Origin of the sequence: Peribacillus sp. NPDC096379 (assembly GCF_044762875.1) — a bacterium.
In the GTDB taxonomy this organism is placed as follows: Bacteria; Bacillota; Bacilli; order Bacillales; family DSM-1321; genus Peribacillus.
In genome coordinates this window covers 198,696-221,731 of the sequence record NZ_JBIWFD010000004.1, presented here as the reverse complement: position 1 = coordinate 221,731, position 23,036 = coordinate 198,696, and the positions used below count along the sequence as shown (strand labels likewise).

The 23,036-nt window shown below is 39.3% G+C and carries 18 protein-coding genes and 2 pseudogenes; 17 read left to right on the top strand and 3 right to left on the bottom strand.

Going from position 1 to position 23,036, the window contains the following annotated elements; genetic code table 11:
• The first annotated feature begins 159 nt into the window (after window positions 1–159).
• The gene (locus ACIQZI_RS18280) at window positions 160–906 is read left to right on the top strand and encodes a GTP pyrophosphokinase (RefSeq protein WP_403075693.1); all 747 of its coding nucleotides are present in this window, start codon (window positions 160–162) and stop codon (window positions 904–906) included.
• A gap of 144 nt (window positions 907–1,050) precedes the next feature.
• Here ACIQZI_RS18280 and ACIQZI_RS18275 read toward each other — a convergent pair.
• Window positions 1,051–1,218: pseudogene (locus ACIQZI_RS18275) on the bottom strand (DNA-3-methyladenine glycosylase); the annotation flags it as partial.
• A gap of 82 nt (window positions 1,219–1,300) precedes the next feature.
• Between ACIQZI_RS18275 and ACIQZI_RS18270 the strand changes: the two are divergent.
• Window positions 1,301–1,837, top strand: a complete 537-nt coding sequence (locus ACIQZI_RS18270) for a methylated-DNA--[protein]-cysteine S-methyltransferase (RefSeq protein WP_403075690.1) — start codon at window positions 1,301–1,303, stop codon at window positions 1,835–1,837.
• 125 nt (window positions 1,838–1,962) lie between these two features.
• Window positions 1,963–2,186 (top strand): annotated as a pseudogene (locus tag ACIQZI_RS18265) (radical SAM protein); the annotation flags it as partial.
• Window positions 2,187–2,334: 148 nt separating this feature from the next.
• Here ACIQZI_RS18265 and ACIQZI_RS18260 read toward each other — a convergent pair.
• Window positions 2,335–3,003, bottom strand: coding sequence for an FHA domain-containing protein (locus ACIQZI_RS18260; protein ID WP_403075687.1), 669 nt, complete (start codon window positions 3,001–3,003; stop codon window positions 2,335–2,337).
• A gap of 539 nt (window positions 3,004–3,542) precedes the next feature.
• On the opposite strand from ACIQZI_RS18260, the gene ACIQZI_RS18255 reads away from it, so the two are divergent.
• The gene (locus ACIQZI_RS18255) at window positions 3,543–3,692 is read left to right on the top strand and encodes a hypothetical protein (protein ID WP_157279648.1); all 150 of its coding nucleotides are present in this window, start codon (window positions 3,543–3,545) and stop codon (window positions 3,690–3,692) included.
• 377 nt (window positions 3,693–4,069) lie between these two features.
• Window positions 4,070–5,884 (top strand): oligoendopeptidase F, encoded by a 1,815-nt coding sequence (gene pepF, locus ACIQZI_RS18250; RefSeq protein WP_403075683.1) that lies wholly within the window; start codon window positions 4,070–4,072, stop codon window positions 5,882–5,884.
• Window positions 5,885–6,108: 224 nt separating this feature from the next.
• Here the strand turns inward: pepF and ACIQZI_RS18245 are convergent, their stop codons facing one another.
• Window positions 6,109–6,642, bottom strand: a complete 534-nt coding sequence (locus ACIQZI_RS18245; protein ID WP_062185681.1) for a YceI family protein — start codon at window positions 6,640–6,642, stop codon at window positions 6,109–6,111.
• Between the two features lie 251 nt (window positions 6,643–6,893).
• Between ACIQZI_RS18245 and ACIQZI_RS18240 the strand changes: the two genes are divergently transcribed.
• The 12 genes from ACIQZI_RS18240 (at window position 6,894) to hisG (ending at window position 23,029) form a co-directional block, all read left to right on the top strand.
• Window positions 6,894–8,483: a catalase gene (locus ACIQZI_RS18240; RefSeq protein WP_403075679.1), complete on the top strand. Its 1,590-nt coding sequence runs from the start codon at window positions 6,894–6,896 to the stop codon at window positions 8,481–8,483.
• 268 nt (window positions 8,484–8,751) lie between these two features.
• Window positions 8,752–8,973 (top strand): CsbA family protein, encoded by a 222-nt coding sequence (locus ACIQZI_RS18235; RefSeq protein ID WP_062185685.1) that lies wholly within the window; start codon window positions 8,752–8,754, stop codon window positions 8,971–8,973.
• A 592-nt stretch (window positions 8,974–9,565) separates the two neighbouring features.
• A complete protein-coding gene (uvrB, locus tag ACIQZI_RS18230) occupies window positions 9,566–11,545 on the top strand; it encodes an excinuclease ABC subunit UvrB (RefSeq protein WP_403075676.1) in 1,980 nt (659 codons plus the stop codon).
• A gap of 7 nt (window positions 11,546–11,552) precedes the next feature.
• Complete coding sequence (gene uvrA, locus ACIQZI_RS18225; RefSeq protein ID WP_062185688.1) at window positions 11,553–14,426, top strand: excinuclease ABC subunit UvrA; 2,874 nt, start codon at window positions 11,553–11,555, stop codon at window positions 14,424–14,426.
• A 1,061-nt stretch (window positions 14,427–15,487) separates the two neighbouring features.
• Window positions 15,488–16,588, top strand: coding sequence for a DUF4097 family beta strand repeat-containing protein (locus ACIQZI_RS18220; RefSeq protein WP_403075672.1), 1,101 nt, complete (start codon window positions 15,488–15,490; stop codon window positions 16,586–16,588).
• A gap of 286 nt (window positions 16,589–16,874) precedes the next feature.
• On the top strand, window positions 16,875–17,810 hold the full coding sequence (gene hprK / locus ACIQZI_RS18215) for an HPr(Ser) kinase/phosphatase (RefSeq protein WP_062185692.1): 936 nt from the start codon (window positions 16,875–16,877) through the stop codon (window positions 17,808–17,810).
• 90 nt (window positions 17,811–17,900) lie between these two features.
• Window positions 17,901–18,713 carry a prolipoprotein diacylglyceryl transferase gene (gene lgt / locus ACIQZI_RS18210; RefSeq protein WP_062185694.1) on the top strand — a complete coding sequence of 271 codons (813 nt, stop codon included), beginning with the start codon at window positions 17,901–17,903 and terminating at the stop codon, window positions 18,711–18,713.
• 23 nt (window positions 18,714–18,736) lie between these two features.
• The gene (locus tag ACIQZI_RS18205) at window positions 18,737–19,681 is read left to right on the top strand and encodes a nucleoside recognition domain-containing protein (RefSeq protein ID WP_062185696.1); all 945 of its coding nucleotides are present in this window, start codon (window positions 18,737–18,739) and stop codon (window positions 19,679–19,681) included.
• Entirely contained in the window at window positions 19,671–20,315 is a 645-nt protein-coding gene (gene ppaX, locus ACIQZI_RS18200; protein ID WP_062185698.1) for a pyrophosphatase PpaX, read from the top strand. Before ACIQZI_RS18205 ends, ppaX begins: the two co-directional genes overlap by 11 nt.
• A 5-nt stretch (window positions 20,316–20,320) precedes the next feature.
• Window positions 20,321–20,830 (top strand): acyltransferase, encoded by a 510-nt coding sequence (locus ACIQZI_RS18195; RefSeq protein ID WP_403075668.1) that lies wholly within the window; start codon window positions 20,321–20,323, stop codon window positions 20,828–20,830.
• A gap of 395 nt (window positions 20,831–21,225) precedes the next feature.
• Complete coding sequence (locus tag ACIQZI_RS18190) at window positions 21,226–22,407, top strand: ATP phosphoribosyltransferase regulatory subunit (protein WP_062185702.1); 1,182 nt, start codon at window positions 21,226–21,228, stop codon at window positions 22,405–22,407.
• Window positions 22,385–23,029, top strand: coding sequence for an ATP phosphoribosyltransferase (hisG, locus tag ACIQZI_RS18185; RefSeq protein WP_403075665.1), 645 nt, complete (start codon window positions 22,385–22,387; stop codon window positions 23,027–23,029). The genes ACIQZI_RS18190 and hisG overlap by 23 nt, the downstream gene beginning before the upstream one ends.
• Window positions 23,030–23,036: the final 7 nt, after the last annotated feature.

The following is a 23,036-nucleotide window of genomic DNA, read 5'->3' as shown; positions in this document are numbered from 1 at the left end:
GTATATCTAGCTGTTTAGGGAACTATACGTAATTTATTATGTGAATCACTTGATTTGTCTGTCCGCAAGTAGTCAATCTCTCTATGGTTTAGCCTTTAGGTTAAACAAGAAGCGAGCGCTTTTTTTTTACTATCCGTTTCAATATAAAAGGAGAAACAAATGGGAAATACATCTTATATGGATATTGACAAGCTGAAACAAATGAAAAATGAACTGACGAAATTTATGTTAGTGTATAAGTTCGCATTAGAAGAAATGATGACGAAAATTAATATATTGGAACAGGAGTTTCATCATACTCACGATTACAATTTAATTGAACATGTAAATTCACGAATCAAATCACCAGAGAGTATTTTAAATAAAATTCATAGAAAAAAGTATCCTTTTTCACTACCGACGATACAGCATAATATTAAAGATATAGCGGGCATCCGGATTACCTGTTCCTTTGTTTCGGATATTTATAAAATTGCCGCAATGATTAGTGGTCAAGCAGACATCGAAGTGATTGAAACAAAGGATTATATTAAGAATCCTAAAGGGAATGGTTATCGGAGCTTACATCTTATTATTAAAATTCCTGTGTTTATGTCTGATCGAGTGGAGAAAGTGTTTGTCGAAATTCAAATAAGATCGATTGCAATGGACTTCTGGGCCAGTTTAGAGCATAAAATCTATTATAAATATGATAAAGAAATACCGGACAAGCTCATTCGAGAGTTAAAGGATGCGGCTAATTCTGCTACAGAATTAGATAAGAAAATGGAAAACCTTCATAATGAAATCAGCGGAATCAAGGCTTTAGAAAATTCTGAGGAAAAGCTTACTGAACTTCATCTTAATGATGATGCATTCCCGCTTCCAGCAGATTTATTAAGGTTTTTGTCAGAGAAAATGATCTAGAAAAATAGCAAGCAAGACTAATTTAAGGTTAATAGAGAAATCTTTTAAATTAGTCTTGTTTTCCTATTTTAAAGTAGCCATTCCAAAGCTATAGGATTATGGAACAACCTCTAATAAGGACACACTATAAATAAAAGGTAGCGTAGAATTAATTAGCTCAACATTATCGATCGGGAAAGCGTTAGGAAATCGTAGACAGCGCCTAAGAACATAATGGGCCGTCCATGGACCAATTCCACGTATCTTAATCAAGCTTTTCTTCCCTTCTTTAAAGGTAGCCATTTTCATTAATTTTTCCTTCGTTAATTCTCCACAATTAAAAAGAAAACCGGACATACACCAACAGAATATCGCAAGTTACCTAATATCGTACGCAAATCGGAGGGATTGTAAAATGACAACAAAAAATAAAACGGAAATTTATTGGACATTGCTGAAAAATAAGGATTGGAATATTTATTTGGCTGCAACTTCGAAGGGACTTGTGTTTGTTGGTTCACAGAATAAACCATTTGAAGAATTATCCGTGTGGGCCGAGCGCCGTTTTCCGGGGATTCCTCTTGTTGAAGATGGAGAAAAGCTTCAACCATATGCAGTTGAGCTAATCGAGTATTTCGAAGGGAAACGTACAAGTTTTACTGTTCCATTTGATTACAACGGCACAGAGTTTCAGCTGGCTGTGTGGAATGCACTTTGTGAAATTCCGTATGGACAGACGAAGTCTTATTCAGATATCGCAAACTATATTCAAAGACCAGCAGCCGTACGTGCGGTGGGAACCGCTATCGGAGCTAATCCAGTGTTAATCACGGTCCCTTGTCATCGTGTAGTAGGTAAGAACGGATCCCTTACCGGCTATCGAGGAGGTTTGGAAATGAAAACCCAGCTTCTGAATATGGAGCGCCAAGGCTTAACCGCCAAGGAACGATGATGAATAATGAAATAGTCTATAAAAATCCCAAAATCATCCTTAATAAAGGAACAGATTTTCTTTCTGGGGATACGCATTCCCTCAATCCTTAGACAGGCTGTTCATTTGTTTGTTCTTATTACTATATATACCAGATGCGAGTATCGTTTTTCGGGAAGGGGAATGGGGGAAGCTGGGTGGATGTCGGATGTGAAGAATGGAGCCGCTAGCTTACTAAGCAAACAACTTCAAAGTTGAAAAAAAGGGTAAGATCATAATTTTCATGTCATCAAGCACGGAGCCTTATCAGCCCATCGAGCATAAAAAGAAGCTAACGAGATCTTTCCTTGAAGTAATGGTAGAAGATAGAGGAGGCATAGTTTCACGTGAAACCCCGTATAGGGAGCGTAGCAAAAGCAAAGGGTCAGAACCCCACAAAATTAAATACGGTACAAGAATCGTGTATGAAACACTACCTGCTGATTTAATGTGAAAGGTCTGACCCTTATGAGACACGCTCACTCCATTTCTTCTAAATAATAGCCTCTATTCGTAATGGATCTAATTGTATAGTGATGGCTGGTTTTTTTCCGTACTCGATAAATTAATGAAGAAATTTCTTCATCCGTTACGGGAGAATCTAGTGTCTTGTTACGCTCAGGCCAAACGGTTTTCATAATTTCTTCCTTTGTTGCAATGTCCCCAATACGATTGAATAAAAGCTTAAAGCAGGTAAATTCTTTATGAGCCATTTTAATCAACTTATTATTAATTTGAATGGTTTGCATGGAATCATTGAGCACTGTTTTGACTGTCTTAAATCGCTCTCCTACATAAAACTCAATCGTTTCGTCGTTATTTTTTTCGATCTGGAATTCAATCAGTCCACTAATTATCGTGAGTGAATCTTCTTCCGTTACTCGATAAGATTTAAATGGAGTTAATTTTTGACCATTTAATTCGGTTCCGTGCTTGCTTTGCAAATCTTCGATAAAAATAAAGCCATTTTGCAAATATATTTTACAATGTCTTCGAGAGACCAGTTTATTAAAAATAGGAAAGTCGATTTTTTCTTGATGATTTGAGCGGCCCACTATCATTTCACTATTTTCTTGCAAGTATTTATAATTTGCGATTGTTTCCATTCCGATCGATTTTAATAAAACTTTGTATGATTGACTGATCATCAACGATCCCTCCTAATAAGAAACATACATGAGCATCCGCTCCCAACTAAAATGATGAAAAAGGTTCAGGGTTTAAAAACTGTATCACCTTATGAAGGTGGGGAGATGCGCTGATTTTGCGAAGCCCCGCCCCTTATTCACAGAGAAAAATAAAAAGGTACATGAATCGAGATATCAAAACTCATTGAAAGACTATATTTAATCTTATTTTTAAAAGAAAACAGAAAATTCTATAAATTGTTAGAAAAATGTGATATTTGTTACATGGTGCAAAGAAGCATACCTATGTATAATTAAGTAAATTATATTATAGTAGATTACAACTTTCTATGAAAGAAATAGTTAAGATAGATATTTGAAAGGGATCGATTCATATGGCGTTAAAATTCCTTAGTGAAGTAAGTGGTTTAATTTTAATATGTAGCACAATTTTCTACATTCTTGTACCACAACCAATAACGACAATTATATTCGCTGTAACTTGTATTCTATTTTTAATTTCAACCGTTTTTTCTAAAAAATAATAGGAGATATTTTAGATGATGGAAATGGAAGCGAAAAAAGGATTAAAGATTATGTTTATCATTGTTTGTTTTCTATTGACGTTCTTATTAGCGAGATTAGCCTATATGCAACTGATTATGGACGAAGAACGTTATGATATTTCTGGATTTTCAGAAGCAGGTTGATATATGAGGAACATCTGCCCATTGAATTATACCTTTTTTTTAAAATAATCGAACCCCCGTGATATAAATAGATACTCGCAATAATCATTCTTGCTAAACGTACGAACATTTCGAACTACTAGCCCCATATTATGTTTACTCAAAATGCCTTTTCGCAAATGATCTTCACCTAGATGATCAAGTGAAGCATCCAGGTTCTACATTCAAGTAGGTCTAATAAAATGTATATACCATTCCAAATAGACTTTTTTCCCGGTTTAACAGGCTGTAATATCCCCATCTCAATTTTTGATGGAAGTTTCACATTATTGACAAAAATTCCTAATCGTATAAGATGAAAATAATTAGGTTTACATACAAGTAGGGAGAGATTATGCATGGAAAAAACGGTGGAAAAACGATGTGAGCGCTCTGAAATACCTGTTGCGCAAACATGGAACTTAGATGCTCTATTTGTGTCTGACCAGGCATGGGAATTAGCGTTAACTACGATTGCGAGTGAGATCGAAGAAGCGGTGACATATAAGGGGACGATTCATATTGGGTCACAAGCTTTATTGGATTGTTTGCTTTGGCAAGAACAGCTAACTCTTAAGTTAGTAAAAGCAGGAACATATGCAGCGTTACGTATTGCAACAGATGGAACAGATCCTGATAATCAAGCGAATTCCGCTAAATTTGCCTCTTTAGCTACAAAGGTATATGCGGCTCTTTCATTCATTGAATCTGAAATTCTCGCATTATCTGAAGGCATAGTGGAACAATACATACAAGAAAATTTAGAGCTGGAACCTTTCCGTAAAGAATTGACGGATTTGCTTGAAACGAAGAAACATAGACTTTCGCCAGAAACGGAAGAAGTGTTGGCGGCACTAGGTGAAGTTCATGCGGCACCATATAAAATTTATGGCATGAGTAAGTTAGCGGATATGCAGTTTGCAGCGATTGAAGATGAGAAAGGAAATGAATGGCCTGTATCATTTGCGTTGTTCGAAGATCGTTATGAATTTTCACCAGATACAGTGGTTCGTAGAAAAGCATATGATTCTTTTGTCAACACGTTAGAACAGTATAAAAATACTTTTGCAGCTACGTATTCTACAGAAGTTACGAAGCAAGTGACGCTCGCTCGTTTGCGTAATTATGAATCAGTGACACATATGTTGTTAGAACCACAAGAAGTTACGCTTGATATGTATAATAATCAGCATGACACGATTTTAAAAGAACTTGCTCCACATATGCGCAGATTTGCCAGGTTGAAGAAAAAGGTATTGGGGCTGGATAAACTGCTTTTCTGCGATTTAAAAGCACCGCTTGATCCAGAGTTCAATCCAAAAACAACGTATGAAGAAGCAAGTGAAGTGATTCTTTGTGCACTTAAAGTGATGGGACCTGAGTATAGTGAAATTATGAAAAAGGGCTTAAAGGAAAGATGGGTCGATCTTGCTGATAATGTTGGAAAGTCAACGGGGGCGTTTTGCTCGAGTCCATACGGTGCTCATCCATTTATTTTGGTCACATGGCAAGATACGATGCGTGGTGCATTTATTCTCGCTCATGAATTGGGTCATGCCGGGCACTTCTATTTGGCAAATAAAAACCAAAGAGTGTTCAATACAAGGCCGTCTACATACTTCATTGAAGCTCCATCTACTATGAATGAATTGCTACTTGGCCAGCATTTGCTTGCTCGTACGGATGATAAGCAAATGAGACGTTGGGTTGTACTTCAATTGCTAGGAACCTATTATCATAATTTCGTTACTCATTTACTTGAAGCGGAATTTCAACGCCGTGTATACCAGCTTGCAGAAAACGGAAAAGCACTGACTGCAAACATGCTTTCTGAAGTAAAAAAGGCAGTGCTCACAGAATTCTGGGGTGATGCAGTTGAGTTGGATGAAGGTGCGAGCTTAACGTGGATGAGACAGCCGCATTATTATATGGGCTTATATCCATACACATACTCCGCAGGATTAACCGCTTCAACAGCCATCGTCCAAATGATTCAAGCAGAAGGAAAGCCTGTCGTTGATCGATGGCTCGATGTTTTACGTGCAGGTGGAACAAAGAAACCGCAAGAGCTGTTAAGTCATGCAGGTGCTGATATGACAAAGCCTGATGCAATTAGTAAAGCCGTTTCATATGTAGGATCACTGATAGATGAGTTAGAACGTTCTTATGATTGAATAAGTGAAAAACAGCTTGCGGATTGTCTGCAAGCTGTTTTCTTGTTAAGAAGACTATTGATAGAAGGAGAGCGGGATAGGAATGAATAATAAAAAAAGGTCTGATCACGCACTCAATACATAGTTCATAATGGTACTTGCGCTTAATTTAAACTGTGTATTATGGGCGCGAGGTCTGACCTTTTCGTTATGGGATAAACCTGTTCATTTCTAGTTTAAAATAATTAAGCTTGCTTCACAGCTTGAATTTCGAAGTTTAATGTGATTTGATCGCCAACAAGTACGCCGCCAGTTTCTAGGGCCGTATTCCAAGTTAAGCCGTAATCACTGCGTTTCACTTTACCAGAACCGCTGAACCCTGCTTTATCATTGCCCCATGGATCTTTTGCTTCACCTTCAAATGTAACTTGGAATGTTTCCACGCGAGTAACGCCGTGAAGTGTCACATCTCCGGTAAGTGCATATTCATCATCACCAGTTTTTGTGATGCTTTTGGACTTAATCGTTAATGTTGGGTATGTTTCAACATCAAAAAAGTCAGCTGAACGAAGGTGATTATCACGGTCTTCGCTTCGGGTATCAACGCTAGCAACATCGATTGTGAATGTGATATCTGCAGTTGTTAAATCAACTGGATCGGCCTCGATTACTGCATCGAATTGATTGAATGAACCTTTCACTTTAGAAATCATCATATGCTTAACAGAGAATGCTACTTCACTATGGCTTACGTCAATTGCCCACTTTGTTTTTGTCATGTTAAAATTCCTCCCCAATAAATTATAGTGAAATTATATATTTTTAATTCGAGATAATTTAATACAAGATAAATTATAAATTCAATTTATTGGATTGTCAACGGCATTTACAAAAAACTAACAAACCCTTTAAACAAAAGATTCATGAGGCAAATCAAAAGTGTTTTTATAAAATTATCATAATTTGGATTTATTTTCCCTTGAATGGAAAAGATGATTAGTGGTTCATATCGTTTAGAGGAGGGAATAGTGTGTCAAACAATCAATCAAATGATCCGAATCAAGCAGAAGATGGTTTAACGAACCGGCAAGGACATCCTGTGACAAATAATCAAAATATGAGAACGGTTGGCAATCGCGGACCAACAACATTAGAAAATTATGATTTCATTGAGAAAATAAGTCACTTCGACAGGGAAAGAATACCGGAACGGGTCGTGCATGGTCGCGGTGCCGGTGCACATGGGTATTTTGAAGCATACGGAAAAGCCGGTGACGAGCCTGTTGCGAAGTATACGCGGGCTAAGCTTTTTCAAGAGGCGGGAAAACAGACGCCTTTGTTTGTTCGCTTTTCTACCGTTATTCATGGAACTCACTCGCCGGAGACATTGCGTGACCCACGTGGCTTTGCAGTAAAGTTCTATACCGAAGATGGAAACTGGGATTTGGTTGGGAATAATTTAAAAATTTTCTTTATTCGTGATGCGATTAAATTTCCTGATATGATTCATGCTTTTAAGCCAGATCCAATTACCAATCTACAGGATAATGAACGTTTTTTTGATTTTTGCTGTAATTCACCAGAATCATTTCACATGGTCACTTTCGTTTTCTCACCTTGGGGCATTCCAGCTAATTACCGCATGATGCAAGGGTCAGGTGTTAATACATATAAATGGGTGAACAATGAAGGAAAAGCTGTTCTTGTGAAATACCATTGGGAACCTAAACAAGGAATTAAAAATTTAACGCAAAAAGAGGCGGAAGAGATTCAAGCGACCAATTTCAACCATGCTACACAGGACTTGTATGATGCAATTGAACGTGGTGAATATCCTGAATGGGAGCTACTTGTCCAAGTGATGAGTGATGATGATCATCCTGAATTGGATTTCGATCCTTTAGATGATACGAAATTATGGCCTGAAGATCAGTTCCCATGGCTTGCGGTCGGGAAAATGGTTCTGAATAAAAATCCAGAAGATTATTTTACTGAAGTAGAGCAGGTAGCATTTGGAACAGGTGTTTTGGTTGATGGTCTTGATTTTTCGGATGACAAGATGCTTCAAGGCAGGACATTTTCCTATTCTGATACACAGCGTCATCGTGTCGGTGCAAACTATTTGCAGCTGCCAATTAATGCACCTAAGAAAAGGGTAGCAACAAATCAACGCGGTGGTCAAATGCAATATCGAGTTGACCTCGGGGAGAATCAGAACCCACATATCAATTACGAGCCTTCACTCCTTGGCGGCTTGCAAGAAGCAAAGCAAGAAGGGAAAGAATATACCCCTTATATCGAAGGAAAGCTTGTGAGAGAATCAATTGATCGCCAAAGCAATACGAAGCAAGCAGGTGAAACGTATCGGATGTTTGACGACTGGGAGAAGGATGAACTGATCTCTAACCTTGTTTCAGGACTCGCTCCAGTAGATCGTCGAATACAAGCCAAGATGATTGATCTTGCCAAAGAAGCGGATGAGGAATACGGCCGCCGTTTACAGGAAGGCTTGTCGAATGCTCCAAGGGAAGGATCCAGTCAAAAGCCCCTTGGAAATAAAGTTGGAGAAAATGCACCTGAAAAAGCAATTGAAAAAGGACATGACGCAGAACCATATTAAAAAATGAAGACTTAAAACAGGATATTTAAAAAGGGTCAGCCCCCGACTTTATTTACAGTTTATAGTGTTATACACACTTAGTTTAAACTGGATGGGGGGTGACTCTTTTATTTATGGACTGAAAAACTCAAGTTGTTAATGAAGCGTATCATGATAGCGAATATCGTAAACCAATGGATTTTATCTGATAAATGAATTAAACTGAAACTACTTAAATAGTAAATGGGTTTTGCTGTAAAATTACAGTGGACTGTAAGGAGATGGAAGAATGGTTAAGTTTTTATCTGCTCTAATCGTTCCTGGCTTACTTGTTATCTTATTTTCAAGAGTGACGTTTAATCGTTTTGTTGGTCTTGCATTGACGGTTGCCTTGATTGCAGCCTCGGCATATAAAGGATATACACATACATGGATTTTGATTATCATAGACGCATTTTCGTTAACAGTCGGGTTTTGGTATTCAACGAAAATGTTAAAACGAATATCATGAAGCAAGGACGAGGTACCGCTATCTTCATTTTTACTCCCCTATTATCTAGACACGTAGACACATGGTGAAATTCGCGCCATGTGATTTTTGTAATGGCTAACCTCTCGATTTATAAATCAATTGAGATTGATTGGTTTAATCTAGCTCTCTGTCGAACAAAGCGGTTGCATTTTTATCCCGGTTTAACAGGCGATAATACCCTACTGATGGAAGTTTCTCTTTATTATCGAAAAAAGTGTCGAATGGACGTTCGCTTATTGTTGGTTTCTTAGTAGTCCATTGTGGTAGAATGTGTATAGAAAGCTTCAATAAAGGGCTATAAATAGATATGAATGACTTAGACGAAAGCCTAACGGTAAAACATGTAAAATACATTGTAGTGCGTGTTCAAAAAGGAGGATAAAAAGAACCGAGAAGTTCGAGGAGCGCATCTCGAGAGGACTGGAGCGTATGCAATAATACGTGAGGACCGGAGAGACAGAGCTTTGATGCAATTCGACAGCTATTTTTACCGGACTTTTTGAACATCTTCTTATAGACAAGGCAAAGTTTTGCTTATGAGAAATACTTCTATAGACTGGAGGATTGCTTAGTGAAGGATCAATTTGAGTTAGTCTCCAACTATTCACCACAAGGAGATCAGCCTGCTGCAATTAAGGAATTAATAGCAGGAGTAGAAAGCGAGAAACGGTATCAGACATTGCTTGGGGCAACTGGAACGGGAAAAACATTTACTGTTTCAAATGTAATCAAAGAAATTAACAAACCAACATTAGTCATTGCTCATAACAAGACGCTTGCAGGGCAGCTATACAGTGAATTCAAGGAGTTTTTCCCGGATAATGCTGTCGGATATTTTGTTAGTTATTATGATTACTATCAACCGGAAGCATATGTTCCATCTACGGATACATATATTGAAAAGGATGCAAGCATTAATGATGAGATTGACAAACTGCGTCACTCTGCTACATCTGCGTTATTTGAGCGTCAAGACGTCATTATTATCGCCAGTGTCTCATGCATTTTTGGTCTCGGTTCTCCTGAAGAATATCGGGAAATGGTTGTATCGCTCCGCACAGGTATGGAAATTGACCGAAATAAACTGCTTCATAAATTAGTGGACATTCAATATGAACGAAATGATATCGACTTCCACCGTGGGACTTTCCGTGTACGTGGTGATGTAGTTGAGATTTTCCCAGCTTCTCGTGACGAACACTGTGTTCGTGTGGAGTTTTTTGGTGATGAAATTGATCGAATACGTGAAGTGAACGCGTTAACGGGAGAAATTACCGCTGAACGCGATCATATCGCAATATTCCCAGCCTCCCATTTCGTTACCCGTGAAGAGAAAATGAAGGTAGCGATTGAGAATATCGAAAAAGAACTAGAAGAATGGTTAGTTGTGCTACGCAAGGAAGACAAACTTCTCGAGGCCCAACGCCTTGAACAGCGTACAAGATATGATCTTGAAATGATGCGTGAAATGGGTTTTTGTTCGGGAATTGAGAACTATTCTAGACATTTAACATTGAAGCCCCCTGGTGCAACACCTTATACATTAATCGATTATTTTCCAGAAGATTTTCTGCTTGTTATTGATGAATCACATGTAACCTTGCCACAAATTCGCGGCATGTATAACGGTGATCAGGCGAGAAAACAAGTGTTGGTGGATCACGGATTCCGGATGCCTTCTGCTAAAGATAACAGACCGCTTCGATTTGAAGAGTTTGAGGAGAAAGTCCATCAAGCGATTTTTGTATCCGCGACGCCTGGGCCGTTTGAATTGGAACATACACCGGAGATGGTCGAGCAAATTATTAGACCAACTGGTTTATTAGATCCAAATATTGAGGTGAGACCGATTGAAGGTCAAATTGATGATTTAATCGGTGAAATTCATGAACGCATCAAACGAAACGAGCGTGTACTTGTCACAACGCTGACGAAAAAAATGTCTGAGGATTTAACGGATTATTTAAAAGAAATTGGAATTAAGGTTCAGTATCTCCATTCTGAGGTAAAGACTTTAGATCGAATTGAAATTATCCGTGAACTACGAATGGGGAAATACGATGTACTTGTAGGGATTAACTTGCTAAGAGAAGGTCTCGACATTCCAGAAGTATCTTTGGTGACGATATTGGATGCCGATAAAGAAGGGTTCTTGCGCTCGGAGCGTTCACTTATTCAAACAATTGGCCGTGCAGCGAGGAATTCAAATGGCCATGTGATTATGTATGCTGATCGGATGACGAATTCGATGGAATTGGCCATTAGCGAGACAAAGCGGCGTCGTGAAATTCAAGAACAGTACAATATCAAACACAATATTACTCCACAAACCATTCAAAAAGAGGTTCGTGGTTCCATTCGTGTAACCCATGCAGCAGAAGATACGGAAATATACGATACAGCACCTAGTTTCACTAAAATGACGAAACAGGAGCGAGAACAGCTAATTATAAATACGGAAAAAGAAATGAAAGAAGCAGCTAAAGCCCTCGATTTTGAGCGGGCAGCACAGCTTCGTGATCTTTTAATCGAGTTGAAAGTGGAAGGGTGACAAGACAATGGCATTGGAAAAAATAACGGTTATCGGTGCACGAGCCAATAACCTAAAGAATATTGACGTTACAATCCCGAGAGACAAGCTTGTCGTCCTTACCGGATTGTCGGGGTCAGGGAAGTCATCACTTGCATTTGATACGATATACGCGGAAGGGCAACGGCGCTATGTTGAATCTCTCTCTGCTTATGCTAGACAATTTTTAGGACAAATGGATAAACCCGATGTTGATTCAATTGAAGGCCTTTCACCGGCGATATCCATCGATCAAAAAACTACAAGTCGTAATCCGCGTTCAACAGTTGGAACGGTGACGGAAATTTACGATTATTTACGTTTACTTTACGCACGCATCGGTAGGCCGACATGTCCTAATCACGGCATTGAAATTTCGTCCCAAACGATCGAACAGATGGTGGACCGGATTTTAGAATACCCTGATCGGACAAAAATGCAAGTGCTTGCTCCAGTTGTTTCAGGAAGAAAAGGGACTCACGCTAAAATTTTTGAAGACATTAAAAAACAAGGCTATGTAAGAGTTCGGGTAGATGGCGAGATCCTAGATGTAGGGGAAGATATCACACTTGAGAAAAATAAAAAACATTCGATTGAAGTCATTATCGACCGGATCGTGATTAAAGAAGGAATAGCCGCGCGCCTTGCTGACTCCATGGAAAGTGCTTTAAAGCTTGGTGAAGGAAAAGTATTGATCGATATTAACGGGGAAGAAGAGCTTTTGTTTAGCGAACACCACGCTTGCCCTTATTGTGGGTTCTCTGTTGAAGAATTGGAGCCGCGCATGTTTTCTTTTAACAGCCCCTTTGGTGCTTGCCCAGATTGCGACGGTCTCGGTACGAAACTTGAGGTCGATAAGCAGCTCGTCATTCCGAATGAAGAATTAACGTTAAATCAGAATGCATTTGCTCCTTGGGAATCGACAAGTTCGCAATATTATCCCCAACTACTGAAAACCATTGCTGATCATTACGGAATTGATATGGATACGCCAGTTAAAGATTTATCGGCTGATTTGCTGGATAAGGTTTTATATGGCTCTGGAACAGAAAAAATTCTCTTTCGTTATGAAAATGATTATGGCCGGTTGCATGAAAGCTATATAAATTTCGAAGGTATTTTGAATAACGTGGAACGACGCTTTAAAGAAACAAGCTCAGATTATGTCCGCGACCAGATGGAAAAGTATATGGCACAACATGCTTGTCCAACTTGTAAAGGACAAAGATTGAAAAAGGAAAGCCTATCCGTGCTCATCCAAAAGCAAACGATTAGTGAAACAACTGCCTATTCGATTGAAGAAGCTGTTCATTTTTTTGAGAATCTAGATTTAACGGAAAAGGAACAAGCGATTGCCAATTTAATTTTGCGTGAAATTAAAGAACGTTTGGGTTTTCTTGCTAATGTCGGCTTGGAGTATTTAACGTTAAGCAGAGCAGCTGGTACATTATCAGGTGGGGAAGCTCAGCGAATCAGGCTTGCAACTCAGATTGGTTCACGTTTAACTGGTGTTCTTTATATTTTGGATGAGCCGTCAATCGGTCTTCATCAAAGAGACAATGATCGCCTTATTGAAACACTGAAGAATATGCGTGAAATTGGCAATACGCTTATCGTTGTTGAACATGATGAAGATACGATGCTTGCTGCAGATTATTTGATCGATGTAGGACCGGGAGCAGGTGCTCACGGCGGGAAAATTGTTTCTGCAGGTACGCCGCAGGAAGTAATGGATGATCCCGATTCGTTAACTGGGCAGTATTTGTCAGGGAAAAAGTTTATCCCATTGCCATTAGAACGTCGCAAAAGTGATGGTCGTTATATTGAAATCAAAGGAGCGAAAGAAAACAATCTTAAAAATGTGAATGTGAAATTCCCTCTTGGTACATTTACAGCTGTTACTGGTGTTTCGGGGTCTGGGAAAAGTACGTTAGTGAATGAGATTCTTCATAAATCGTTAGCGCAAAAATTGAACCGGGCAAAAGCTCGTCCTGGTTCTTTCCGAGAAATCAAAGGTATCGATTATCTTGATAAAGTCATTGATATTGATCAGTCACCGATCGGTAGAACGCCACGTTCAAACCCTGCTACATATACAGGGGCATTTGATGATATTCGAGATGTGTTTGCGACAACGAATGAGGCGAAAATCCGCGGCTATAAAAAGGGCCGTTTTAGTTTTAATGTCAAAGGCGGTCGCTGTGAAGCTTGTCGTGGTGACGGAATCATTAAAATTGAAATGCATTTCTTACCTGATGTGTATGTCCCTTGTGAAGTATGCCATGGAAAACGATATAATCGTGAAACGTTGGAAGTGAAATATAAAGGCAAAAATATCGCGGATATTCTCGAGTTGACGGTAGAAGAAGCCGTTGAATTTTTTGAAAATATCCCGAAAATCAGCAGAAAATTACAAACGATTCAAGATGTTGGCTTAGGTTATATTAAACTTGGTCAGCCAGCAACGACACTTTCGGGTGGAGAAGCACAGCGGGTTAAGTTAGCCTCTGAACTCCATCGTCGTTCAAATGGCCGCTCTTTCTATATTCTTGATGAACCAACGACAGGACTTCATGTCGATGATATCGCTAGGCTTCTTGGAGTTCTTCAGCGCCTCGTTGAAAACGGAGATACCGTTCTTGTCATCGAACATAATCTAGATGTCATTAAATCAGCCGATTATTTGGTCGACCTTGGTCCTGAGGGCGGAGATAAGGGCGGAACGATTATCGCAACTGGTACACCAGAGGATATCGCTAAGGTAGAGGGGTCTTATACAGGGAAATATCTAAAACCTATACTTGAACGAGACCGTATCCGAATGGAGAAGAGAATCGAGGAAAAAGAGCATGAACATGTATAAGCAAGCCAATTTGGCTTGCTTGTTTCGTATTTAAAAGAAGAATTTTGTAGAAAAGCGCTTAATCAACTGATTGATTAAAAGGAGAAAAAAGATATGCTGCTAGCGACATATTATGTGGAATTCGTTGATTATTATGTCATTTGTAATTGTCGAATGGTAGTGTGGAGATTTAGTGAGTGAAGGAAATATTTGAAGGCTTCTTTTTATTCTTAATCAATTGATTGATTAAAATAGAAGGGACAGCGCATTTCAAGGGATATATGCGTAGAAATAGGTGAATATTTTGTCGGTGTGAAAGGGTGGATTTTGCAGGAATTTACGATAATCCGCTTAATCAAACGATTGATTAAAATGGATGCAAACATGTAATTCAATGGACACCCTGCTTTAGAATCGTTAATTCTTATCCCACATTAACGGGCAGTCCCCCCACCTCAAGGCTTAGAGGAATCGAAGAGCGTAGGTGGGGGATAACTGCATTTAATCTAGTTGCGGCTCCTAGCCCCTCGAGGTCATAAGCTGTAATACTCTGTGGCAAACTACGCCACGTCGTATTCCATCTTATGCTTGTCGGACTATCACAGGATGTGATGGCGTCTCTGTTGCTCACAGGACGTGAGCGAACTTAGGAGACGTACCTTGTACTAGTCGCCTCGCTTTTTAATGGAAAAGCCCGAGTGGTGAGATACAGTGAAACTTACCGAGAGTTGCGCAGAGGTTTAGTTGAACCAATCGGGTTCGTAGAGTCGATTTATCTACGCTAGGCGGAGATATTAGCGACTCCAGAACGGGACTAACGATGAAGAGAACCCCCACTGATTGAAGTTTCACTTTATGTCGTTTAAAATTATCGAAGTTAAATTTTGTAAGTGATGAAACTTTCATGAATGGTAGGCGTATTAATTAGTAAGTGTGTTTTCATTTTTTTGACTGAAAGTACTACCTGATTGCTTCAATAATCATTCACTGGAAAAGAGAAATGTTTACTTTATCCCGGCCTAATTTTGTGAGAAAATCGAGAAAACGTGCGAAATAATAGATTGAAATTGGAGGGAAACGAAATGAATGAAGAAAAAAAGCGAATTCTGCAAATGGTTCAAGATGGGAAGTTGTCAACGGAAGAAGCTTTAAAGATTTTAGACGAATTAGATCTGGCGAGTAAAGAATCGGAGAAGAAAGAACAAGTGTTGGTCAATGAATTATCGACCGTCGTGCTTGATAAAGAAGGTACCAATAAACAACAAGATTATTTTAATAAAAAAATCAGCTCTTCCAAAGAGAAAATCTTTGAATTCGTAGAGAGTGCCGTGAAAAAAATTAAAGAATCGGATCTTGACTTCAATTTTGGTGCTTCACACGAGATTTCACATATTTTTACCCATGATCAAACACCCCTCAAAGAAATTGAGATAGATATCGCAAATGGCAAGACGAAAGTAATCCCATGGTCGAATGATGAAATTAGAATCGAATGTCAAGCGAAGGTTTATCAAGGCGCAATGCAGGATGAGGCAAGAGAAGCGCTGTTAAAAGACGTGCATTTTTCAGTAGAAGCCGAGAAATTACGATTTCATTTATTGCAGAAGTCGATAAAAGCTGACGTCACTCTGTATATCCCTAATAAAGAATATGAAGAAGTGTATATCCGTATGTTTAACGGTTCTATTTCTGGCGAGTCTTTAAAAGCAAATCATTTTAAAGTAAAGACTGCCAATGGAAAAATTGCGATCGAAGGTGTGACAGGGAAAACACTCGATGCTGAAACGGGAAATGGAAATATTTCGATTCGTCAAGCTACTATAGAAAAAATCGAGACAGAAACATTAAATGGCTCGATTCATGTTGATGGAATTTATAAAAACCTTGATGCTCAATCATTCGCCGGTCAAGTGACATGTCGTGCTGAAGAACCGAATTGTGAATATATTTCCGTCAAAACAGTAACCGGGAAACTGGATGTATTCCTACCTACGGGAATTGCTGTTGAAGGTGAGCTGAAATCGAATCTTGGTAACTTCAATGTAACCTTGGATGGGATTCAAATTATCGAAGAGAAAAATGATGTCATTCAAAAAGCGTTGAAATTCAAAACGACCAAGCATATTGTACCTGTCCTTCATTTGTTTGCCGATACGAAAACGGGTGGCATTTCAGTATCGTAAAATGAGACTTTATTACGGTTAAGAAGGAAACATGAGGATGTCCCAAAGGGTTTGACCACGCACTTTATACACTGTTCAAAGTGGTACGTATGCTTATTTGAACTGTATATTGTCATTGCGAGGTCAATCTCTTTCGATAAGGGGCATCCTCTTTATAGTTTAGCAAGGATATTTTGTGATTGAGTGGCTTTTTAAAAATCCTTTGTTTGGATATTAGTAGAAAAATGCTAAAATAAAGATTACCTTAATAAGTGAAATAATTTAACTCCAAGGAGGATAACGATACATGGCAAAAGTACGCGTGAAAGATTTGGTAGATACATTCAATCTTGAATTAGTCAGTGGTGAAGAAGGAATTAACCGTCCTATTATTACAAGTGACCTTTCTCGTCCTGGTTTGGAAATTGCAGGTTTTTTCGATTTTTATCCTGCTGAGAGGATTCAACTACTTGGAATGACAGAGATGTCTTTCTTTGAAAAGCTGAGCGCTCCGGAAAGAACAAGCAGAATGGAAAACTTGTGTAGGGATATTACACCTGGAATTATTATTAGCCGTGCGCATGAAGTTCCGGAAGAGCTAATCATTGCATCTGAACAACAATCGGTCCCAGTGATGAGGTCGAGTATGAAGACAACCCGGCTATTTAGTCACTTGACTAATTTCCTTGAAAGTAAACTTGCGCCGACAACAGCTGTCCATGGGGTACTGATTGATATTTATGGAGTCGGCGTGATGATTACTGGGAAAAGTGGAGTGGGTAAAAGTGAGACGGCACTCGAGTTAGTAAAACGAGGACATCGTTTAGTTGCGGATGATTGTGTGGAGATTCGTCAGGAAGATCAGGATACACTAGTTGGCAATGCTCCGGAACTGATTGAGCATTTACTTGAAATTCGTGGACTGGGTATTATTAATGTAATGACATTGTTTGGTGCAGGTGCTGTGAGAAGCAATAAGAAGATTTCTCTCGTTATCAATTTGGAGCTTTGGGAAAAGAACAAGCAATATGATCGGGTCGGCCTTGATGAGGAAAAAGTAAAAATAATTGATACAGAAGTAACGAAATTAACGGTTCCTGTACGTCCGGGAAGAAACTTAGCTGTTATTATAGAAGTGGCCGCGATGAACTTCCGTTTGAAAAGAATGGGCGTCAATGCAGCTGAAATATTCTCAAGTAGGTTGAATAATACAATTTCCGGAAATGGTCACGAAGAATTTTAAAGTGGACCTTCTCCTATATAAGTGTCATTCCAACTGATGGAGTAAGTAATCTTGGATGAAAATTTCTTGGAATAGAAAAGAGGGAATGTGATGGAGCAAGAAATGCAACCGTTAAATCCTATTGCAGTTGATTTAGGTTTTCTAGCAGTGCACTGGTATGGGATCATTATCGGATTTGGTGTTCTTCTAGGTTTATATATTGCTACTAAGGAAGCGGATAGAAGAGGGATTGGTAAGGAAACCTTTATTGATATGATACTGTTTGCTGTCCCTATTGCAATTATTAGTGCGCGAATTTATTATGTCATTTTTCAGTGGGATTATTATTCACAAAATCCGGGCGAAATCATTCAAATCTGGAACGGTGGCATCGCGATACACGGAGCGATTATTGGTGCTGTATTAACGGCTATTGTTTTTTCAAAGGTAAGGAAATTATCGTTTTGGAAGCTTGTAGATGTAGCGGCTCCGAGTCTTCTTCTAGGGCAGGCTATTGGCCGTTGGGGTAATTTTATGAATCAGGAGGCGCATGGCGGTGAAGTGACGCGTGCCTTTTTAGAAAATCTCCATTTACCTAATTTTATTATAAATCAAATGTACATAGAAGGAGCTTATTATCATCCGACCTTTTTATATGAGTCGCTTTGGAACTTGTTAGGTGTCGTGTTATTGCTATTTTTAAGAAGATCGAACTTGCATCGAGGGGAGATCTTTTTATCCTATGTCATTTGGTATTCAGTGGGCCGATTCTTCATTGAAAGCTTGCGGACGGACAGTCTAATGCTGACAGAAACACTACGCATTGCCCAAGTTATTTCAATCGTATTAATTGTAGTGGCAATCGGCCTTTGGGTTTATAGAAGAGTTCGGGGATATGCCGATAAAAAATACTTAGAGGCATAATGAACGAATCGGGGTGAAAGGAATTGATTGGTAATTCAGTAAAAAAGGGTCTATTGGTAGGATTAAAGACTACTTGGACTTTAGGTAAAGTGATCTTCCCAGTTACATTGATTGTATCCGTGCTTCAATATACACCGGTTTTACAATGGATCATCGATTTCGTTGCTCCTTTTATGAATATGATTGGACTGTCGGGAGAAGCTGCGATTCCTCTTGTATTAGGCAATTTTTTAAATTTGTACGCAGGTATTGCCGGGATTTTAACGCTTGATTTATCGGTGAAAGAAGTCTTTATTATTGCCATCATGTTATCGTTTAGTCACAATTTGTTTATTGAATCGGGCGTTGCAGCGAAGGTTGGTGTGAAACTTTGGGTTATTTTAACAGTCAGAATTGGCTTAGCGATACTTGCTGCTGTTATTATTAATCTAGTTTGGCAAGGTGGATCAGAGCTTGCTAAATACGGGTTTGTTAGTCCTGATACAGTGGAAATCAATGGTGCATGGGCGATTCTATTGAATGGATTGGAACGGGCTGCATCTGGGGTATTGCAATTAGCTTTCATTGTTATTCCATTAATGATTATCATGCAGATCATGAAAGATTTGAAGTGGCTGGATGTTATGTCAAAGGTGTTGGCTCCATTTACAAAGATTCTAGGGATGAAGCCCAATACATCGATGACGATGGTGGCAGGTCTCACAATCGGATTGGCGTATGGGGCTGGTGTCATGATTCAAGCTGCAAAAGAAGATAATGTAAGTAAAAAGGATATGACGCTTGCTTTTATTTTTCTAGTGTCGTGTCATGCTGTGGTTGAGGATACATTAATATTTATTCCGCTTGGGATTCCAGTATGGCCGTTGTTGGTCATCAGACTAACAACAGCTATTCTGTTAACGATGATTATCGGGTTTATTTGGAATCGATCGGAGTTTACGCAAAGGAAGGAAGCTTATGAACAGTAAAATTACAACTTTATTATTCGATTTAGATGGAACATTGATTAACACAAATGAATTAATTGTTGCTTCATTTTTGGATACATTAAATCATTATTATCCTGACCGGTATAAACGCGAGGACGTCATTGCTTTTAATGGTCCGCCACTATATGAAACATTTCATAGTATTGATCCGGAACGTGTGGAAGAGATGGTGAAGCATTATCGGAAGCACAACTTGGAGCATCATGATTTATTAGTAACGGAGTTTGATGAGGTGTATGATACGCTCAAGACATTGAAGGAGAGCGGCTATAAATTAGCGATTGTTTCAACGAAGATAAGTGACGTTGTGAAAAAAGGCCTGCAGTTGACGAAGTTGGATGAATTCTTTGAGGTGATTATTGCGCTCGATCATGTGGAAAAAGCGAAGCCGGATCCTGAACCAGTTCAGAAGGCATTGGCTTTATTAGGTTCGTCACCTGAAGAGTCGATCATGATTGGTGATAACTATCACGATATTCTGTCTGGAAAAAATGCCGGAACGAAAACAGCAGGAGTGGCTTGGTCGGCGAAGGGCCAGGAGCATCTTGAGCAATACAATCCGGATTATATTCTTGAGAAGATGTCAGATTTAATCACGATTTTAGAGGACTAAGCCTTATGAGGCGGACAACAAGGTACCCGGTAGAAGGTGCAAACTCGCTTTGGCATGTCTACAAAACGGTTCCTTTTTGGAAAGTTGTGAAGAATTTTAGTGTGATTCAGCTCGCCAGATACATGCCCTTTTTAGAAATGAAAAACTGGCTGTATCGTGTTTTTTTAAGAATGAAAGTTGGCGACCAAACGTCATTTGCTCTCATGGTCATGTTGGATTGTATGTTTCCTGAAAAAATCACAGTCGGCAGAAATACAGTCATTGGCTATAACACGACGATTTTGGCTCATGAATATTTAATTAAGGAATACCGGCTAGGTGAGGTTGTGATTGGCAGTGAGGTCTTAATCGGTGCCAATTCAACCATTTTACCGGGAGTTGTCATTGGTGATGGAGCCATTGTGTCGGCTGGTACGCTTGTTCATAAGGATGTACCGGAAGGCGCTTTTGTTGGTGGGAACCCCATGCGCGTCATTTACACGAAAGAAGAAAGAGCGAATCAATTGGAAATTTGAATCAAATGAATGAATAAAAGATGTCCGAATAGGGCCAGACCTTGCAAGCTATGCACAGTTCAGAGTGGTACAACCACTTAAATTGAACTGCATATAGTCATTGCGAGGTCTGGCCCTTTTATTATGGGAAATGGGGTCTGACCCCTGCTATACCTTGCGCAAACCTATGAATTACAAGGGGATTCAGTATGTGAGAGAAGTTGGGAAATAGGGTCTGACCCCAAAATGTTGTGCTTGACGTGGTGCAATTTGAAGGGTAAAATATGGGTAACTTCATTTCGGTAGTATGGTAGCGAGTTAAAGGATTTTGTTTTATCTGAATATAATGTGGAAAGTTTTGGTTGGTTTTGCGAGAATGAATAAGAGTGAAGATAATTCTTGAAGGATGTGTTGTTGTGACCAAGCCGTTTATGTTTGAAAAGCCACTGGGCATGCGAGATACGCTTCCGTTGTTATATGAAACGAAAGCATTGGTAAGAAATCGCATGAGCGTTGAGATTAAGAAGTGGGGATATCAATTTATTGAAACGCCTGCGTTGGAATATTATGAAACAATCGGAGAGGCTTCAGCAATCTTAGATCAGCAATTGTTTAAATTATTGGATCAGCAAGGACACGCACTTGTTCTAAGACCGGATATGACAACGCCAATTGCCAGAGTTGCAGCATCTAAGCTACTAAAGCAACAGATCCCATTACGTCTTGCATACTCAGCTAATGTGTACCGGGCGCAGCAAAGAGAAGGTGGGCGCCCTGCAGAGTTTGAACAGATCGGAATCGAGCTCATTGGTAATCCATCCATTAGTGCTGACGCAGAAATCATCTCATTGCTTGTAGATGTGCTTAAAGCTACAGGTCTCAAAGATTTTAAAATAGCAATCGGGCATATTGGCTTTTTACAGGAATTATTTATTAGCATTTTAGGAAATGAGGAACGAGCAGCGGTTTTACGAAAATATTTATATGAAAAAAATTATGTAGGCTATCGTGAGCATGTGAAGTCACTGCCGTTATCGTCGATTGACAAGCAGCGATTAATTGATTTCGTTTCCTTAAGAGGCGAAGAGAATACGTTGAGCCAAGCTGCTACCTTACTTGAACATGAAACGGGAAGAGAAACGCTTCAAGATCTAAAGGAGTTGGCTCTGCAACTAAAGGAATTTGGAATCGAAGAATTTATCTCGTTTGACTTAACGCTAGTTAGTCATATGAGTTATTACACGGGCACTCTTTTCGAAGTATATGCCAATCAGGTCGGTTCACCGATTGGCAACGGAGGTCGATATGACAGCCTTCTTGAAAAATTTGGCTGGAGCACTCCTGCAACGGGATTTGCCATCCGAATGGATCGCTTGACTGAAGCGCTAGGTGAAATACAAGAAACGGAAACATCTGAATGTGTCGTCTTCAGTCCTGAACGGAGAAAAGAAGCACTCATATTTGCCAAGGAAAAACGAGAACAAGGGATCAACGTAACGATTCAAGAAATTAATGCGCTAGAGAATGTTGATGCATTTACTAAGGCATTTCATGAGGTCCATTTGTATATCGGAAATGGAGGTGCAAGAAGTGAATAGCTTTCTAACGATTGCGATGCCAAAAGGTAGGATTTTTGAAGAAGCGGTAGATTTATTACGAAAAGCGGACTTCCGTCTCCCGCCAGAATTTGATGATTCACGAAAACTCATTTTAGAAGTAGAAGAAGAGAATTTACGATTCATTTTGGCAAAACCTATGGATGTGGTCACCTATGTGGAGCATGGTGTTGCGGATGTTGGGATTGCAGGGAAAGATGTTATGTTGGAGGAAGAACGGGATGTCTACGAATTACTGGATTTGAAAATAAGTGCTTGTTATTTAGCGGTAGCCGGACTTCCAAATACAAAAATCAGTGATATCACACCGAAAATCGCCAGTAAATATCCGAATGTGGCCTCCAGTTATTTTCGTGAACAAGGTGAACAGGTAGAAATTATTAAGTTGAACGGATCTATTGAACTAGCACCTCTAATTGGACTCGCAGAGAGAATTGTGGACATTGTGTCGACTGGGCAAACATTAAAGGAAAACGGACTTGTGGAATATGCAAAAATTGCCGATGTGACATCGAGATTAATTGCAAATCCGGTGAGCTATCGAATAAAAGAAAAGAGAATTACGGAAATTGTCGATCGGCTTGCAGGAATAGTAAATCAGTGAGGGGGTG

Coding starts and splice junctions, on each gene's coding strand:
- ACIQZI_RS18280 (WP_403075693.1), top strand. CDS start 160: ATGGGAAATACATCTTATATGGATATTGACAAGCTGAAACAAATGAAA.
- ACIQZI_RS18270 (WP_403075690.1), top strand. CDS start 1,301: ATGACAACAAAAAATAAAACGGAAATTTATTGGACATTGCTGAAAAAT.
- ACIQZI_RS18260 (WP_403075687.1), bottom strand. CDS start 3,003: ATGATCAGTCAATCATACAAAGTTTTATTAAAATCGATCGGAATGGAA.
- ACIQZI_RS18255 (WP_157279648.1), top strand. CDS start 3,543: ATGATGGAAATGGAAGCGAAAAAAGGATTAAAGATTATGTTTATCATT.
- pepF (WP_403075683.1), top strand. CDS start 4,070: ATGGAAAAAACGGTGGAAAAACGATGTGAGCGCTCTGAAATACCTGTT.
- ACIQZI_RS18245 (WP_062185681.1), bottom strand. CDS start 6,642: ATGACAAAAACAAAGTGGGCAATTGACGTAAGCCATAGTGAAGTAGCA.
- ACIQZI_RS18235 (WP_062185685.1), top strand. CDS start 8,752: ATGGTTAAGTTTTTATCTGCTCTAATCGTTCCTGGCTTACTTGTTATC.
- uvrA (WP_062185688.1), top strand. CDS start 11,553: ATGGCATTGGAAAAAATAACGGTTATCGGTGCACGAGCCAATAACCTA.
- ACIQZI_RS18220 (WP_403075672.1), top strand. CDS start 15,488: ATGAATGAAGAAAAAAAGCGAATTCTGCAAATGGTTCAAGATGGGAAG.
- hprK (WP_062185692.1), top strand. CDS start 16,875: ATGGCAAAAGTACGCGTGAAAGATTTGGTAGATACATTCAATCTTGAA.
- lgt (WP_062185694.1), top strand. CDS start 17,901: ATGGAGCAAGAAATGCAACCGTTAAATCCTATTGCAGTTGATTTAGGT.
- ppaX (WP_062185698.1), top strand. CDS start 19,671: ATGAACAGTAAAATTACAACTTTATTATTCGATTTAGATGGAACATTG.
- ACIQZI_RS18195 (WP_403075668.1), top strand. CDS start 20,321: ATGAGGCGGACAACAAGGTACCCGGTAGAAGGTGCAAACTCGCTTTGG.
- hisG (WP_403075665.1), top strand. CDS start 22,385: ATGGAGGTGCAAGAAGTGAATAGCTTTCTAACGATTGCGATGCCAAAA.